This is a genomic window from Streptomyces sp. NPDC051315, from assembly GCF_044455165.1.
Taxonomy (GTDB): Bacteria; Actinomycetota; Actinomycetes; order Streptomycetales; family Streptomycetaceae; genus Streptomyces.
Genome location: NZ_JBITEN010000001.1, coordinates 125,953 through 139,734 on the forward strand (window position 1 = coordinate 125,953; position 13,782 = coordinate 139,734).

Annotated in this window: 13 protein-coding genes; 2 read left to right on the forward strand and 11 right to left on the reverse strand. The window is 74.6% G+C overall.

Going from position 1 to position 13,782, the window contains the following annotated elements; translation table 11 throughout:
* Positions 1 to 14 precede the first annotated feature (14 nt).
* From ACIBBD_RS00580 to ACIBBD_RS00600, 5 genes are read right to left on the reverse strand one after another with little or no spacing between them, the layout of a single operon-like run.
* Positions 15 to 3,701: a CHAT domain-containing protein gene (locus tag ACIBBD_RS00580; protein WP_399417040.1), complete on the reverse strand. Its 3,687-nt coding sequence runs from the start codon at positions 3,699 to 3,701 to the stop codon at positions 15 to 17.
* Positions 3,702 to 3,735: 34 nt separating this feature from the next.
* Positions 3,736 to 4,062, reverse strand: coding sequence for a 6-phosphofructokinase (locus ACIBBD_RS00585; RefSeq protein WP_399417041.1), 327 nt, complete (start codon positions 4,060 to 4,062; stop codon positions 3,736 to 3,738).
* Complete coding sequence (locus tag ACIBBD_RS00590) at positions 4,059 to 4,757, reverse strand: response regulator (protein WP_399417042.1); 699 nt, start codon at positions 4,755 to 4,757, stop codon at positions 4,059 to 4,061. The genes ACIBBD_RS00585 and ACIBBD_RS00590 overlap by 4 nt, the downstream gene beginning before the upstream one ends.
* Positions 4,754 to 5,989: a MacS family sensor histidine kinase gene (macS, locus tag ACIBBD_RS00595; protein ID WP_399417043.1), complete on the reverse strand. Its 1,236-nt coding sequence runs from the start codon at positions 5,987 to 5,989 to the stop codon at positions 4,754 to 4,756. Before macS ends, ACIBBD_RS00590 begins: the two co-directional genes overlap by 4 nt.
* A gap of 54 nt (positions 5,990 to 6,043) precedes the next feature.
* On the reverse strand, positions 6,044 to 6,826 hold the full coding sequence (locus ACIBBD_RS00600; protein WP_399417044.1) for a lysophospholipid acyltransferase family protein: 783 nt from the start codon (positions 6,824 to 6,826) through the stop codon (positions 6,044 to 6,046).
* A 159-nt stretch (positions 6,827 to 6,985) separates the two neighbouring features.
* Here ACIBBD_RS00600 and ACIBBD_RS00605 point away from each other — a divergent pair, with 159 nt between their 5' ends.
* Positions 6,986 to 7,765 (forward strand): alpha/beta hydrolase, encoded by a 780-nt coding sequence (locus ACIBBD_RS00605; RefSeq protein WP_399417045.1) that lies wholly within the window; start codon positions 6,986 to 6,988, stop codon positions 7,763 to 7,765.
* Positions 7,758 to 8,426, forward strand: coding sequence for a hypothetical protein (locus ACIBBD_RS00610; RefSeq protein WP_399417046.1), 669 nt, complete (start codon positions 7,758 to 7,760; stop codon positions 8,424 to 8,426). Before ACIBBD_RS00605 ends, ACIBBD_RS00610 begins: the two co-directional genes overlap by 8 nt.
* On the opposite strand, the gene ACIBBD_RS00615 is transcribed toward ACIBBD_RS00610, so the two are convergent.
* From ACIBBD_RS00615 to ACIBBD_RS00640, 6 genes are all read right to left on the reverse strand, one after another.
* Positions 8,423 to 9,166 carry an endonuclease/exonuclease/phosphatase family protein gene (locus tag ACIBBD_RS00615; protein WP_399417047.1) on the reverse strand — a complete coding sequence of 248 codons (744 nt, stop codon included), beginning with the start codon at positions 9,164 to 9,166 and terminating at the stop codon, positions 8,423 to 8,425. The genes ACIBBD_RS00610 and ACIBBD_RS00615 overlap by 4 nt on opposite strands.
* Positions 9,167 to 9,292: 126 nt before the next feature.
* Complete coding sequence (locus ACIBBD_RS00620; RefSeq protein ID WP_399417048.1) at positions 9,293 to 10,246, reverse strand: ROK family glucokinase; 954 nt, start codon at positions 10,244 to 10,246, stop codon at positions 9,293 to 9,295.
* Between the two features lie 167 nt (positions 10,247 to 10,413).
* Positions 10,414 to 10,914 carry a DUF5304 domain-containing protein gene (locus ACIBBD_RS00625; protein ID WP_399417049.1) on the reverse strand — a complete coding sequence of 167 codons (501 nt, stop codon included), beginning with the start codon at positions 10,912 to 10,914 and terminating at the stop codon, positions 10,414 to 10,416.
* A gap of 57 nt (positions 10,915 to 10,971) precedes the next feature.
* On the reverse strand, positions 10,972 to 12,135 hold the full coding sequence (locus tag ACIBBD_RS00630) for an ArsA family ATPase (protein ID WP_399417050.1): 1,164 nt from the start codon (positions 12,133 to 12,135) through the stop codon (positions 10,972 to 10,974).
* Between the two features lie 225 nt (positions 12,136 to 12,360).
* On the reverse strand, positions 12,361 to 12,801 hold the full coding sequence (locus ACIBBD_RS00635) for an SRPBCC family protein (protein ID WP_399417051.1): 441 nt from the start codon (positions 12,799 to 12,801) through the stop codon (positions 12,361 to 12,363).
* Positions 12,802 to 12,930: 129 nt separating this feature from the next.
* Entirely contained in the window at positions 12,931 to 13,686 is a 756-nt protein-coding gene (locus ACIBBD_RS00640; protein ID WP_399417562.1) for a metallophosphoesterase, read from the reverse strand.
* Between the last annotated feature and the right edge of the window lie 96 nt (positions 13,687 to 13,782).

Consider the following 13,782-nt stretch of genomic DNA (forward strand, 5'->3'; position numbering starts at 1 on the left):
GCCGGGCACCCCGCTCACGCCCCGGAATGCATGTGCGCGGCCCAGCTCAGCGGGCGGTCCGGGTGGCGGGCGCGCAGACGGCCCACCGCGAGGTGGAGGGCGAGGGCGGCGGGCGGGACGCCCGGGCCCGCGTCCCCCAGCGCCCCGTACACCCCTTGTGCGATCTCCGCCGACGACGCGTCGTCCACCCGCCACAGCGTGCCGATCACCTGGGAGAAACCGGCGAGTTGGAGCCATCCGGCCAGGTGCAGCGCCTCGTCGGGCAGGCGGGCGCCGCCCACGGCGGTCTCGCACGCCGAGAGGTAGGCGAAGGCGGCGCCGGGCAGGTGGAGCCGGGAGACGTCCAGTACGGACAGGTGTCCGTCGGGCAGCAACAGCCGTCCGCGGGAGGGCTGTTCGGGGTCCTGGACGCCGTGGCAGGCGAAGTGCGCCCAGGAGTGTGCGGCCAGTGCGGTCCGTACGGCGCCGACCCGGGCCGCGTCCCCGGTGAGCAGGGTGCCGCCGACCGCCGCGTGGGCCAGATCCGCCTCGCGCAGGGCGCCGGGCAGCGGTGCCCGGCCGTCGAGTTCGGGGACGGCGACGATCAGGGGGCGCGCCGCGGCCGGCGTGCCGCTCCGGGCCCGGAGCAGGGCGCCGACGCCCGGCGTGTAGGAGGACACCACCCGGTCCGGTACCTCGCCCGCCGCGTGCAGCGGCAGGAAGGACAGCGCTCCGGAGGGGCACCACCACAGGCGGGGCGGGTCCTCGCCGGGCGCCGGAGGGCCGGTGATGCCGAGGGCGTCGAGGACGGGTGCGGCGACCGTGCGCCAGAGCCAGTCGAGGATGTCCCCGACGGCCTGTTCGGCGAAGGCGCGGGCCAGGCCGGAGCGGGCGGCGGCGGCCACCGCCCGGAAGAGCGTCTCGCCGCGTTCCCTGGCCTCGGCCTCGGAGAAGCCCGGCAGGGGCAGGGCCTTGAGGTCGGGGCCGTCGAGCAGCAGGGCGTATCCGCCGCCGGCCGGACCGCCGGTGAGCACGACGACCGGGCCGTGCTCACCGGCCCGCAGCAACTGTTCCGCCCGGGGCGGGCGCAGGAAGTCCTGGAAGCCGTCGCGGGCGCGGATCTCGTCCAGGGTCTCCTGCCACTCGCGGGCGAGCCGGTGGCGCCGGTCCGCCTCCTCGCCCGCCATGCCGTCGACGGCGACCCGGTCCAGCTCCCGGCGCAGCGCGTCGAGCCGGGCGGCCGACTCGGGCTGGGACGCGGCCAGTTCGTCGGTCTCGGTGCGCAGTTCGAGGGCCTGGGCGGCGAGCACGCCGCGCCCCGCCTCCATCAGTTCGAGCGCCTCGGCGGGCCGTCCGGCGGCCAGCGCGATCAGCCCGGCGAAGGCGCCGGCCCGTGCCATGCCGCCGAGCGTCTCCTCCTGGTCGGACCGGTCGGCACCGCGCCAGGCGGCCAGCGGCAGCGTCTCCATGGCGGCGCGGGCCGCGGCCACGGACCGCTCCGTGTCACCGGACGCCCGTGCCACGGTGGCGAGTTCGAGCGCGGCACCGGTACGCACGAGCGCGGACTGCGCCGGGTCGGCGGCGAGTTCGGCGTTGACGGCGAGCGCCTCGTCGCGTACGGCGTCGTGGCCGCCGTCGGCGCGGGCGGTGGTGAGGATCCGGGAGAGCACGGTGAGGGCGGCGCCGCGGCGCGGCTCGCCGGGCGGCAGCAGGCGTACGGCCCTCCGCGCCGCCTCCAGCGCCCGGTCCAGGTCGGTGCGGCCGCCGCCGTGCCGGTGCCGAGCCCACAGCGCGTGCGCCAGGTTGGCGTACAGGACGGGGGCGCCGCGCCGCGGGTCCTGGGGCAGGTCCCGCACGGCCGCTTCGTAGTGCCGTACGGCGGTGTCGGCGGCCTCGGTTCCGGCGCCTGGCAGCCTGGTGCGGGCGAGCAGGATGCCGCCGAGGGCGTCCAGCAGGTGGCCGCGCCAGAAGTGGCCGGGTGCGGTGGTGGCCAGGGCGTGCTCCACGAGCCGCTGTCCCCGGTCGAGTTCGCCGGGGTCCCCGGTCTGCTGGGCGTACTCGACGATCAGGCCGACCAGGTTGCCGAGGATCACGGGGTGTTCGGAGCCGAAGTCGGGGGTCTCCCTCTCCAGCCGTTCCGCCGCGTCGACGGCCTCGCGCAGGGAGGCGAGGTGCCGGGTCCGGGCGTGCCGTTCGACCAGCACCATGACGAGGGCGCCCGGCAGCTGCGGGGGCATCTCGGCGTCCGGCGGCAGTACGGCGCAGCCCTCGCGGCAGCAGGCGACCGCCTCGTCGAGCAGGGCCAGGTCGGGGGTGGTCCGGTAGCGGTGCACGAGCAGCTGGGCGAGCCGGGCCAGCGCACGGGCCCTGTGCTCCGGGGTGCCGGCGCGGGCCACGGAGCGGCGGGCGGCGGCCTCGGCGGGGCCGTACTGCGGTGGGCGGGCCCGTTCGCCGGTGACGAGCAGCAGGTCGGCGAGGGTGCCGAGGACCCGGCTGTCGTCGGCGTGGGCGGCTCCGGGGGCGGTGAGCCGGGCCACCGTGTCCAGGGCCCGCCGGACCGCCTCCGTGCCGCCCGACTCGCGGTGCTCGTGCAGCACGGCGGTCCCGTAGGACATGACCGCCTCGGGGTCGGCCGGTCCGGCGGACAGTGCCTCGGCCATGAGCTCCAGGGCGCGGTGCCGGTCGGCGGTGTCGCCGCGCATCTGGTGGCGGTACTGCAGGTGCCGGCCGAGATCGGCGGCGTGCGTTGTCGGATCGAGGGCGTACAGCTCCTCGTAGGCCGCGATGGTCTCGTCGAGGATGTCCGGGTCGCGGCGCCGGGCGAAGCGCTGGGCGAGCAGGCCCGCGTGCGCGGTGAGGTACCCGTCCTGGACGCGGTGGTACTGCGGATGGCGCCGTATCGCCCGCTCCAGGTCCAGGGCCTCGTCGAAGAGCGCGACGTCCTTGGTGTCCTGGACGGTGGCGGCGAGGAGCGTGCTCACCGTCATCGCCGCCTGGGCCAGCCACGCGAAGCCTGCCGGGTCCAGCGGGGCGAGCGCGGACCGGGCCAGCTGGGGGGCGTCGCCGATGAGGGAGGGGTCCCGCAGCCGCACCGAGCGGCTGGTCAGCAACCGGGCGAGGCGGGAGGCGCGGCCGGGGCGTTCCGGCCCGCCGGCCAGGTCGAGGGCGGCACGGGCATGGGTGATCGCGACGTCCTCGTCGGCCGGGTCGCCGACCGTCCCGAAGCGTTGCCCGGCGATGACCGCGAGGAGTTCGTGCACCTTGCCGCGCGCCTCGTCGCCGGGGGCCGGCCCGTGCAGGCAGCGGCTGCCGCACAGCAGGGCCGCCTCCAGGCACCAGCGGCGCAGCCACGGCGGGGTGCGGTCCGAGCCCGCCCGGCCGGCGAACCCGGCGGCCGCCCCGGCGGCGACGGCGGCCGACCGGGCGTCGACGTCCGCCGCCGGGTCGACGAGCGGGAGCAGCGCCGGGGGCACGCCCACCGGAGTCACGCGGTGCAGCACGGCGCCGGCCAGCAGGGCGACCGCGAGCTCCGGCGCGTCGTCTCCCCCGCCGGCGGCCGCCTTGGACGCCGCCCGGGACAGTGCGGCGAGCGCGCGCGTCCGCTCGGGCTCCGGGGCCGGCGGGACCGTGCCGTCCCGCACGGCGGGCCAGACGCAGGCGAGTGTCTCCGCCTGGACCTCCAGCAGCGCGCGCAGGCTCAGCGACTTCCACCATCCGACCATGACTCCCCCGTCGCTCCAGCGGATCGTCGGTCCGTCAGCCGAAGAACACTCCGGCCCCCGCGTCCAGTCTGGGTCCACCGTCCTCAGCCGTGCCGACGCTTCCCGGATCGGTACGCGGACGTTGTCCGTGCCCCGCGGGGCGACCGTAGTGACCAGGACCCGCAGGGCGGACCGTGGTGTGCGGGCGGTCGACGGCCTCCGCGGCGAGGCCGGCCGCCGGGTCGGAGCCGAGGGTGCGGTCCGTGGCGGACAAGTCGTCGCCGACCGTCTTCGGTACGCCGGCGCAGGTCACGTCGTACTCGCCGGAAAGGCGTGCGGCGACGCCGAGCGTGTCCTCGCCGTCGAACCGCAGGGGTGTCACTCGTCGTCGAGGCCGCGCTCGATCGCGTACCGGACGAGTTCCACGCGGTTGTGCAGCTGGAGCTTGCCGAGGGTGTTCTGGACGTGGTTCTGGACCGTGCGGTGGGAGATGACGAGGCGTTCGGCGATCTGCTTGTAGCTCAGCCCCTTGGCGACCAGGCGCAGCACCTCGGTCTCGCGGTCGGTCAGCCGGGGCGCGTTCGGCTCGTCGGCGCCGGCGGTGGGCGCGGGCTCGGAGGCGAGGCGGCGGTACTCGCCGAGGACCAGGCCCGCGAGACCGGGGGTGAACACCGGGTCGCCGACGGCCGTGCGGCGCACCGCGTCCAGCAGCTCCTCCGTGGACGCCGACTTCAGCAGGTAGCCGGTCGCGCCGGACTTCACCGCCTCCAGCACGTCGGCGTGCTCACCGCTCGCGGAGAGGACGAGGACGCGCAGGGCGGGGTTGGCCGCGACGACCTCCTTGCAGACCTGGACGCCCGGCTTGGCGGGCAGGTTCAGGTCCAGTACGAGCACGTCGGGCGTGGTGGCCTTGGCGCGGCGCACGGCCTGCTCGCCGTCACCGGCGGTGGCGACCACCTCGAAGCCGGATTCGGCGAGGTCCCGGGCGACGGCGTCGCGCCACATCGGGTGGTCGTCGACCACCATGACCTTCAGGGGGCCCCGTGCTCCGGCCCGCCCGTCCTGCTCTGCGCTCATCGTGTGCCCGCCTTCCCCCGTGGGTCGTTCATGTCGTTCTTCGGCACGGTCAGTTCGACCTCCGTGCCCTGCCCCGGCATCGAGATCAGCTCCGCGCTGCCGCCGAGGTCGCGCAGCCGGCCCCGGATCGACAGCGCGACCCCGAGCCTTCCCTCGCCCTCGGCCTGCGCGAGCCGCCCCTCCGGGATGCCCGGCCCGTCGTCGCGTACGGAGACGATCACCGCGTCGGGCTCGTCCTCGACCAGGATCCAGGCCCTGGCGTCCTCGCCCGCGTGCCGGCGTACGTTGTCCAGCGCGGCACCGACGGCCGCGGCCAGCTCCCGGGCGGCGGCCGGCGGGAGCAGCACCGGGGCCCCGGGCTCCGCGAGGCTGACGCGGGCGGCGGCGAAGGGGGCGAGCAGCGAGCGCAGGTCCACGGGGCCGCCGTCGTCCTCGTCGTCGGGCACCTCCACGGCGCGCACGACGGCCCCCTCGGCCTCGTCCTCCGACACCCGGGAGACCGGCACCAGGCCGCCGGAGACCAGCGTGCGCAGCGCCACCTCCTGCTCGCCGGCCATCCGGCCCAGCTCGGCCGCCTCACCGCCGATGACGGCGCCCCGCCGCTGCACCATGGCCAGCACCTGCAGGACGCTGTCGTGGATGTCCCGGGCGAGCCGCTCCCGTTCCCGGGTCGCGGCCTCGATCTCCAGGGCGCGGGCGAGGGTGCGCTCGGAGGCGCGGGCGACCTCGACGACGTAGCCGATGGCGATGGAGGCGACCCAGACGAGGATCACGTTGTGGACCGTGTCACGGGCCGGGTGGCCGCGTTCGATGAGGTTGGCGACGGCGACCGGCGTGGAGGCGAACGCGGCCCAGCGCCAGCCTCCCTTGATGGCGTACGCGAGGACCGAGCCGGCGGTCCATATCGACGGCAGGGTGGGGCCGCCGTCCAGGATGTGCTGGTCGTCGACGACCAGCGGGGTGAGGACGATGCCGATGAGCGCGACGGCGAGGTCGGCGGCGAGGAAGCGCTTGGTGCAGGTGGCCGCGTTCTGCACGCGGGGCAGGGTGGCGAGCGTCCAGACGCACAGGACGGCGAAGTAGGCGATCGCGATGCCCGGCCGGTCGTAGTCGTCGTGGGCGGAGACGAACAGGCCGACCGCGTACAGCATGGTCAGCACCCGGTAGAAGGTCAGGGCGCGCCACAGCGGCAGCTCGACCGACATCCGCATGACTCTCTCGCGCCTGGCCATGTCCCCACCCCCGTCGTCCCGCCCCCGTCGTCCCGCCCCCGCGTCCCGGACAGCCTAGGACTCGGACTTCTCCTTCTTCGCCTGGTCCTTCTCGGCCTGCGCGAGGGCCGCCTGCGCGGCCTTCTCGGCTTCCCTGGCGGCCTTGCCCGCTTCCTTCTCGGCCTTCGCCGCCTCCGCGATCTGCCGCTTGGCGGCGGTGGCGTACATGTCGACGTACTCCTGGCCGGAGAGCTTCATGATCTCGTACATGACCTCGTCGGTGACCGCGCGGAGCACGAAGCGGTCGTGCTCCATGCCGTGGTAGCGGCTGAAGTCCAGCGGCTTGCCGATGCGGATGCCGGGGCGCATCACCTTCGGCATCACCTTGCCGGGCGGCTGGATCTTCTCGGTGTCGATCATGGCGACCGGGATCACCGGCGCGCCGGTGGCGAGCGCCACGCGCGCGAGACCGCCCGGTTTGCCGCGGTAGAGGCGGCCGTCGGGCGAACGGGTGCCCTCCGGGTAGATGCCGAACAGCTCGCCGCGCTCCAGCACCTCCATACCGCTCCTGATGGCGGCCTCCCCCGCGCCGCGCGCGCCGGAACGGTCGACCGGGAGCTGGCCCACGCCCTTGAAAAAGGCCGCGGTCAGCCGGCCCTTCACACCGGGCGTGGTGAAGTACTCGGCCTTCGCGATGAAGGTGACCTTGCGGTCGAGGACCGCGGGCAGGAAGAACGAGTCCGAGAAGGACAGGTGGTTGCTCGCCAGGATCGCGGGGCCCTCGGCGGGAACGTTCTCGAGGCCTTCCACCCAGGGCCTGAAGATCATCTTCAGCGGCCCCCCGACGGAAACCTTCATCGCGCCGTACAACAACCGAGTGCCTCCTGTATGTGTCGTTCAGACCTTAACCCGGCGCGGCGCCAAAGGCTCCGACGGCCCTGGTCGGTGTCAGTGCGGTCGCGTACGGTGAACCACACGTCCCTCCCATGTAGACAAGACGAAGACAGGAGACCGAAGGTGCCGGTCCTTCCTGGAGCCGAGCCGTATCGCCACGAGGGCGGTGAGGTCGGGGTCCTCCTCTGCCACGGCTTCACCGGCTCCCCACAGTCGCTGCGCCCCTGGGCCCGGTATCTGGCCGGGCACGGTCTGACCGTCGGCCTGCCCCTGCTGCCGGGGCACGGGACGCGCTGGGAGGACATGGCGCTCACCGGCTGGCCCGACTGGTACGCGCAGGTCGACCGTGATCTGCGCATCCTGCGCGAGCGCTGCGCGCGGGTCTTCGTGGCCGGCCTGTCCATGGGCGGTGCCCTGGCGCTGCGGCTCGCCGCGAAGCACGGCGAGGGGGTCGAGGGCGTCATGGTCGTCAACCCGGCGAACAAGGTGCACGGACTGTCCGCGTACGCCCTTCCGGTGGCCCGCCATCTCGTGCGGACGACGAAGGGGATCCGGAGCGACATCGCGAAGGCGGGGGTCCTGGAGACCGGGTACGACCGGGTGCCGCTGCACGCGGCGCACTCCCTGCGGACCTTCCTGCGGCTGGCCGACGGGGAGCTGCCGCAGGTCACCCAGCCGCTGCTGCTCCTGCGCAGTGTGCGGGACCATGTCGTGCCGGCCGCCGACTCGGCCCGGATCCTGGGCCGGGTGTCGTCGACGGACGTGACCGAGATCCTGCTGGAACAGAGTTACCACGTGGCGACGTTGGACCACGACGCGGACCGGATCTTCGAGGAGAGTCTCGCGTTCATCGGCCGGCTCGCTCCCAGTGTCGGCAAGGAAGGGACGACGGCAGGTGGCTGAGCACGACTCCGACCGCGAGGACCGTGAGGATCGCGAGGGCCGTGAGGACCTCGAGCACCGCGACGACCGCGAGGGCGGCCGCGACCGCGAGCCGGCGGGGCAGGGCGTGCCCCTCGACGAGGAAGCCGCGTGGGCGGCGATCGTCGCGGGGTACGGCGAGGAGCCGGCGGATCCGCCGGGTGCCAAGCCGTTCAAGTCGGTCGAGGACCTGGCGCTGCTCGAGGCCGAGACGAACGACGACGGCTCCGACACCGCGCCCGGCACGGGCTCCGGCTCCGGCTCCGGCGAGGAGCCGGGTGACGACAGGAAGCCGGCCAAGCCGCTGGGCAGCTCCGTCTCCTTCGCGCCCGGCGTCGGTCCGCGCGACTACACGCCGGCCGAGCCGTCCGAGGCGGACTTCGGCGAGGACGACGAGGGCCACTTCGTACCGCCCGAGCCGCCGCCCCTGCCCGCCGCCGACACGACGGCCAAGTTCGCCTGGCTGGGGGTGATCGGCGGCCCCGTCCTGCTGCTGCTGTCGGTCCTGCTCGGCTGGGACATGACGTGGTGGCTGGCGACGGTCGGCATCGGCGGCTTCCTCGGCGGCTTCGCCACGCTGGTGATGCGGATGCGGCCGGACGACGAGGACGACGGGGATCCGGGGCGCGGAGCGGTCGTCTAGGCCCCGATCCTGAGGGCGGCCAGGACCGGGAGATGGTCGGTGGCCGCCCTCAGGTCCGCCCGGGAGACTCCGGGAAGCCCCAGGGGCACCCCGCAGCCGAGCACCTCGACGTCCCCGGTCGCGAAGATCGCGTCGATGCGGCGGTCGGGGCCGACGGCCGGGAAGGTCTGCTCGGCGCCCCAGGGGGCGACCGCGCGGCAGTCCTGGAGAGCGCCGGCGAGACGGGTGAAGGCGGGCCCGGCGGGTCCCTCGTTGAGGTCGCCGCCCGCCACCGCGTGCTCCACCCCCATCCCGGCCAGCCGGTCGAGGAGCATGCCGCTCTGCTCGTACCGCTCGTCCCCGGTCAGGCCGAGATGGCAGCTGAGGACGCCGAGGCGGACGCCCGCGAAGCGGACGACGGCGGTGGCGAGACCACGCCGGTGCTGTCCGGGCGTGAGGGGCAGGAGCACGTCCTCGGTGCGCTCGACGGTCGCCCGCAGCGAGCAGAGGACGGCCGGGCCCGCGGCGGTGCCTCCACCGGTGAGGATCACCAGCCCGGACGCGGCCGCGAGCCGGGCGAGCTTCTTGCGCCAGCGGAAGAAGCGGGGGGCCTCCTGGACCAGGACCAGGTCGGGGGCGCAGGCCCCTATGACGCGGGCGAGGGCGGTGGTGTCGTCGCGCATCGAGCGGATGTTGTAGCTCAGGACGCGGATGAGGGCTGAACCGTCGGGTTCCGTACGGGAGTTGGGGAGCAGCTCCATGTGGATCAATGTACGCCCGATGAGTCGGGGCGCGAGGTTCGTGCGCGACTGCCGGTCGTGCGTGGCTTGTCGCGACGTCCCCGCGCCCCTGGGGCCGGTGCGGTCACCGGGTCCGAGAAGTGACCGTCACATGATCGGGTCGGGCTCTCTCGCCAGGTCGGCCGCGCCCACGAGACCCGCCTTGTTGCCGAGCTGGGCGGCGATCACGTCGGCGACCGGGCGCCAGTTGCCGCCGACCAGCCAGCGCTTGTACGACTTGCGGATCGGGTCCAGGACAAGGTCGCCCTCGTCGGAGAGGCCGCCGCCGACGATGAAGGCGGAGGGGTCGAAGAGGGAGGCCAGGTCGGCGAGACCGGCGCCGGCCCAGCGGGCGAGCTCGCGGTAGGAGTCGACCGCGACGGGGTCGCCCTGGCGGGCGGCCATGGAGATGTGCTTGCCCTCGATGCCGTCGGGGGTGCCGTCACCGAGCGACAGCAGCAGTTCGGCGCGCTCGGGGGTGGCGTTGGCACGCTGGCGGGCGTACCGGACGAGGGCACGGCCGGAGGCGTACTGCTCCCAGCAGCCCTGCGAGCCGCAGCCGCACAGCAGGCCGTCCGGGACCATGCGGATGTGGCCGAACTCGGCGGCCACCCCGAAGTGACCGCGGCGCAGCTTGTTGCCGATGATGATGCCGCCGCCGAGGCCGGTGCCGAGGGTGATGCAGATGACGTTGCGGTGGCCCTTGCCGGCACCGAACTTGTACTCGCCCCAGGCCGCGGCGTTGGCGTCGTTCTCCACGACGACCGGGAGGCCCACGCGGGCCTCGACCTTGTCCTTCAGCGGCTCGTTGCGCCAGTCGATGTTGGGCGCGAAGTAGACCTCGGAACGCTGGCGGTTGACGTAGCCGGCGGCGCCGATGCCCACACCCACGATGTCGTGCCCGGCACGCGCGCCCTCCACCGCCGAGGCGATGGCGTCCACGATGGCCTCGGGCGTGGTGGGGGTCGGCACCTTGAAGGTCGAGAGGATGTTGCCTTCCTCGTCGACCACGCCGGCCGCGATCTTCGTGCCGCCGATGTCGACGCCGATGGTGAGTCCCATGAATCCCTCAGTTTCGGTCGAGCCCCGCTACGGCCAACCGTACCCGAGGCCCTGCCGTCCGGGGCCCGTCGTCCGCCCGGTGGGCAGCCCGACGGGCGGGCCGGCGGGCTGGCCCGACGGAGGCCGGCGGCCCCGCGCGGGCGCGGCCGAGGCTGAGGGAGGGGCCGTCAGTCCAGGTCGATGCGCTGACCGGGACCGGTTCCCTCGTCGCCGTCGTGGTGCTCGTCCAGGTCCTTGCGCGGGTCGCCGGCGCGGGCCGTCCAGCGCCGCTCCTGCTGCTGGACGGCGGAGCGGTACGCGGCGAGCAGTTCGTTGCCGGCGGCGGCCAGGTGGTCGAAGACGTCCGGGTTGCGTTCGATGACGGGTTCGACGGCGGCCTTGGCCTGCTCGACGACCTGGCGCACCACCTGCTGGGCGGCGGGCCCGGCGACCGCCCCGAGCAGCGGGGACTGCAGGCCGGACAGCTTGTCGGCGACGCTGTCGACGAGCTTGCGCAGTTCCTCGGCGGCGGAGCCGGGCGGCGGGCCGTGCCGGTCGCGGCGGCGGGCCTTCTCGGCCTCCAGGTCCTCGGCGCAGGCGGTGGCCCAGGCGTCGGCGTCGCTGGCGCGCGGCCCCTCGACGACAGTCTCGTGCTCACCGGCGTCGGACGGGGGGAGCTCTTCGCTCATGACGGACTCCTGACTACGGCTCGTCTCTACGACGTTACCCGAACGGCGGTACGTCGTTCACCGTGTCCGCGGCCAGAGCGCGGCGTCCGGCGCGAACCGGACGCGCAGCCGGCCGTCGCGCAGGGCGGCGCCGTCCACGGTGCAGCGGCGCAGCGCGGAGGGCAGCGGGACGATCCGCCGGAAGGGGCCGGCGGTGACGACGAGTTCGTCACCGCGCCGGATCAGGTCGAGGTCGTCGCGTATGGCGCCGGGCAGGGGGATGTCCCAGACGAGCACGCCGTCGTCGGCCAGCCGGTCGGTCACGGGCCACTCGATGGGGGAGGCCGCCGGGTTGACGCCGGGGGCGGCGAGTGCGGCGAGGTCGTCGTCGCCGCGGGGGTCGCGCCCGAGGTGGGCGACGGTGTGCGCGTCGCCCCACTCCCCCAGGAACTTGCGCTGCTGGGCCACGAGCCCGGAGAGCGGACCGCCGTCGGCGGCCTCCTCCGGCAGGACGCGGTTGGCGACCAGCGACTCGACGGGCAGGCCGCGCAGCGCCAGGCCGAGGCGTGCGTCGCGCACGGCGTCGTCACCGGCCGGTCCCGGCTCGGCGACGAGACGTACGGAGGTCTGCCGGTCGGCGAGGACCGCCTCCACGGCGGCCAGCTCCATGTCCCAGCGGGCGGTCGTCTCGTACAGCCACTCGGCGGGCATGGGGACGCCGGCGAGGCGCCCGAGGACGGGGCGCAGGGCGCGGGCGGCCTGCCGCTCCGGGGGGAGGAGACGGCGCAGGTAGCGGCGGAGTTCCTCCGGCAGGGCGAGCAGGGCGAGGGCCTGCGGGGTGGGCGGCAGGTCGACCACGAGCAGGTCGTGGGCCTCGGCGAGGGCGGCGTCGCGCAGCGCGCGCAGCAGGGTCAGCTCCTCCGCGCCGGGGAGCGGGGTGACCTCCTCCGGGTCCAGCCGGGAGGCGCCGAGCAGGTCGAGGACGGTGGAGGCGCGGTCCTGGAAGCCGGCGAGGTCGTCGCGGAATCCGGCGGCGGCGTCGGGACGCCAGGCCGTCAGGCACGGGGCGACCCGGGTCGGGCCGGCCCCGGTCCTCACCCCCAGCGCGGCCCCCAGGGTGTCGGCGCGGTCGGCGCTGAGCACGAGGGTCTTGACGCCGGCGCCGGCTGCCCCGAGGGCGGTGGCCGCGGCGATGGTCGTACGGCCACCGCCGCCTGGGCCGGTGATCAGGAGGGTGCGCATGAGGGTGAACGGTAACGGAAGTCGACGTTCTGGCTCGGTGGCCGGGTCACGTCGGCGGCGGCTTCGCCCGGTGCGGGCCCGGGCGGCTCAGCCTGTCCGGCGATGGAGGACGAGGCCCGTTCAGGGCCGGTGCGGGGGTCGGGGGCGGCAGCCCCCGGCGAGGCAACGCACCGGCGCCCGGTCGGTGGTGGCTCCCGGCGAACGCCCGGGCACCGTGCCGCCGAACTACCGGTCCGACTCCACCCGCTTCTTCAGCCCCGCCAGCGCCCGGTCGATGATGACCTTCTCGGCCTTGCGCTTGATCATGCCGAGCATCGGGATCTTGACGTCCACCGTCAGCTGGTAGGTGACCTCCGTGGCGCCGGCGCCCGCCGGCTTCAGGAGGTAGGAGCCGTCCAGCGAGCGCAGCATCTGGGACTTCACCAGCGTCCAGGACACCTTGTGCTCCCCGCTCCAGGTGTACGCCAGGGTCTGGTCGTCCTTGATCGCGCCCGCGTCCATGACGAGGCGCACCTGCTCGGCGCGGCCGGCCGCGTCGGTCGCGAGGACCTCGGCCTCCTTCACCTCGCCGGTCCAGTCCGGGTAGCGGGCGAAGTCGGCGATGACCGCCATGACGTCGGCCGGTGCCGCCTCGATCGTGATGCTCGAGCTGGTGTGTTCCGCCATCGCCGTGGCTCCTCCAGATGCGGGCCGGTAGAGAGAGGTCACCGTGCGCCACCGTGCGCACGTGTGTGCAGCGTGAAGGCTACCGCGCGCCCGACCAGCCGAGTTCACCCGCGCCGCCCGCCGTCTCCTTCACCACTCCAGCGCCCACGGCCTCCCCGTGCCCGCGAAGTGCCCCACGTTCACACATTCGGTCGCCCCGATCCGCATCCGTCGCGCCAGCGGCTGGTGGACGTGGCCGAAGAGCGCGTAGCGGGGCCGGGTGCGGCGGATCGCGTCCAGCAGCGCCCGGCTGCCCCGCTCGAAGCGGCGCGCGACGGTGTCGTAGACGAGTTCCGGCACCTCGGGCGGGATGTGGGTGCACAGCACGTCCACCTCGCCGACGGCCTCGATCTTCGCCGCGTACTCCTCGTCGCTGATCTCGTACGGCGTGCGCATCGGGGTGCGCAGGCCTCCGCCGACGAAGCCGAAGACCCACCCGCCGATCTCCACCCGTTCCCCGTCCAGCACGGTCGTCCCGGGCCCGGCGTACTCCGGCCACAGGGGCGGCATGTCGACATTGCCGTAGGTGGCGTACGTCGGTGTCGGGAACGCCGCGAACATCTCGGCGTACTGCTTGCGCACCGCCTGCTCGATCACCGCCGCCCGGTCCTCACCGATGCCCGCCCACAGCCGCGCGCCGAGCTCCCGCGCCTCCTCGAAGCGGCGGGCGGTGCGCAGTTCCACGATCCGGTCCGCGTTCTCCACGCCGAAGAGGTCGGGGAAGATGCCGCGGGAGTGGTCGGCGTAGTCGAGGAAGAGGACGAGGTCCCCCAGGCAGATCAGGGCGTCCGCGCCCTCGCCGGCGCGGGCCAGGTCGCGCGCGTTGCCGTGCACGTCGCTGACCACGTGGATGCGTGTCCTGCGGTTACCGGAGGGTGTGGATGCCATGGCGATCAAGCGTAGGCCTGTGCCGCAGACGTGAACAGTGGCGGCCGGACCTGC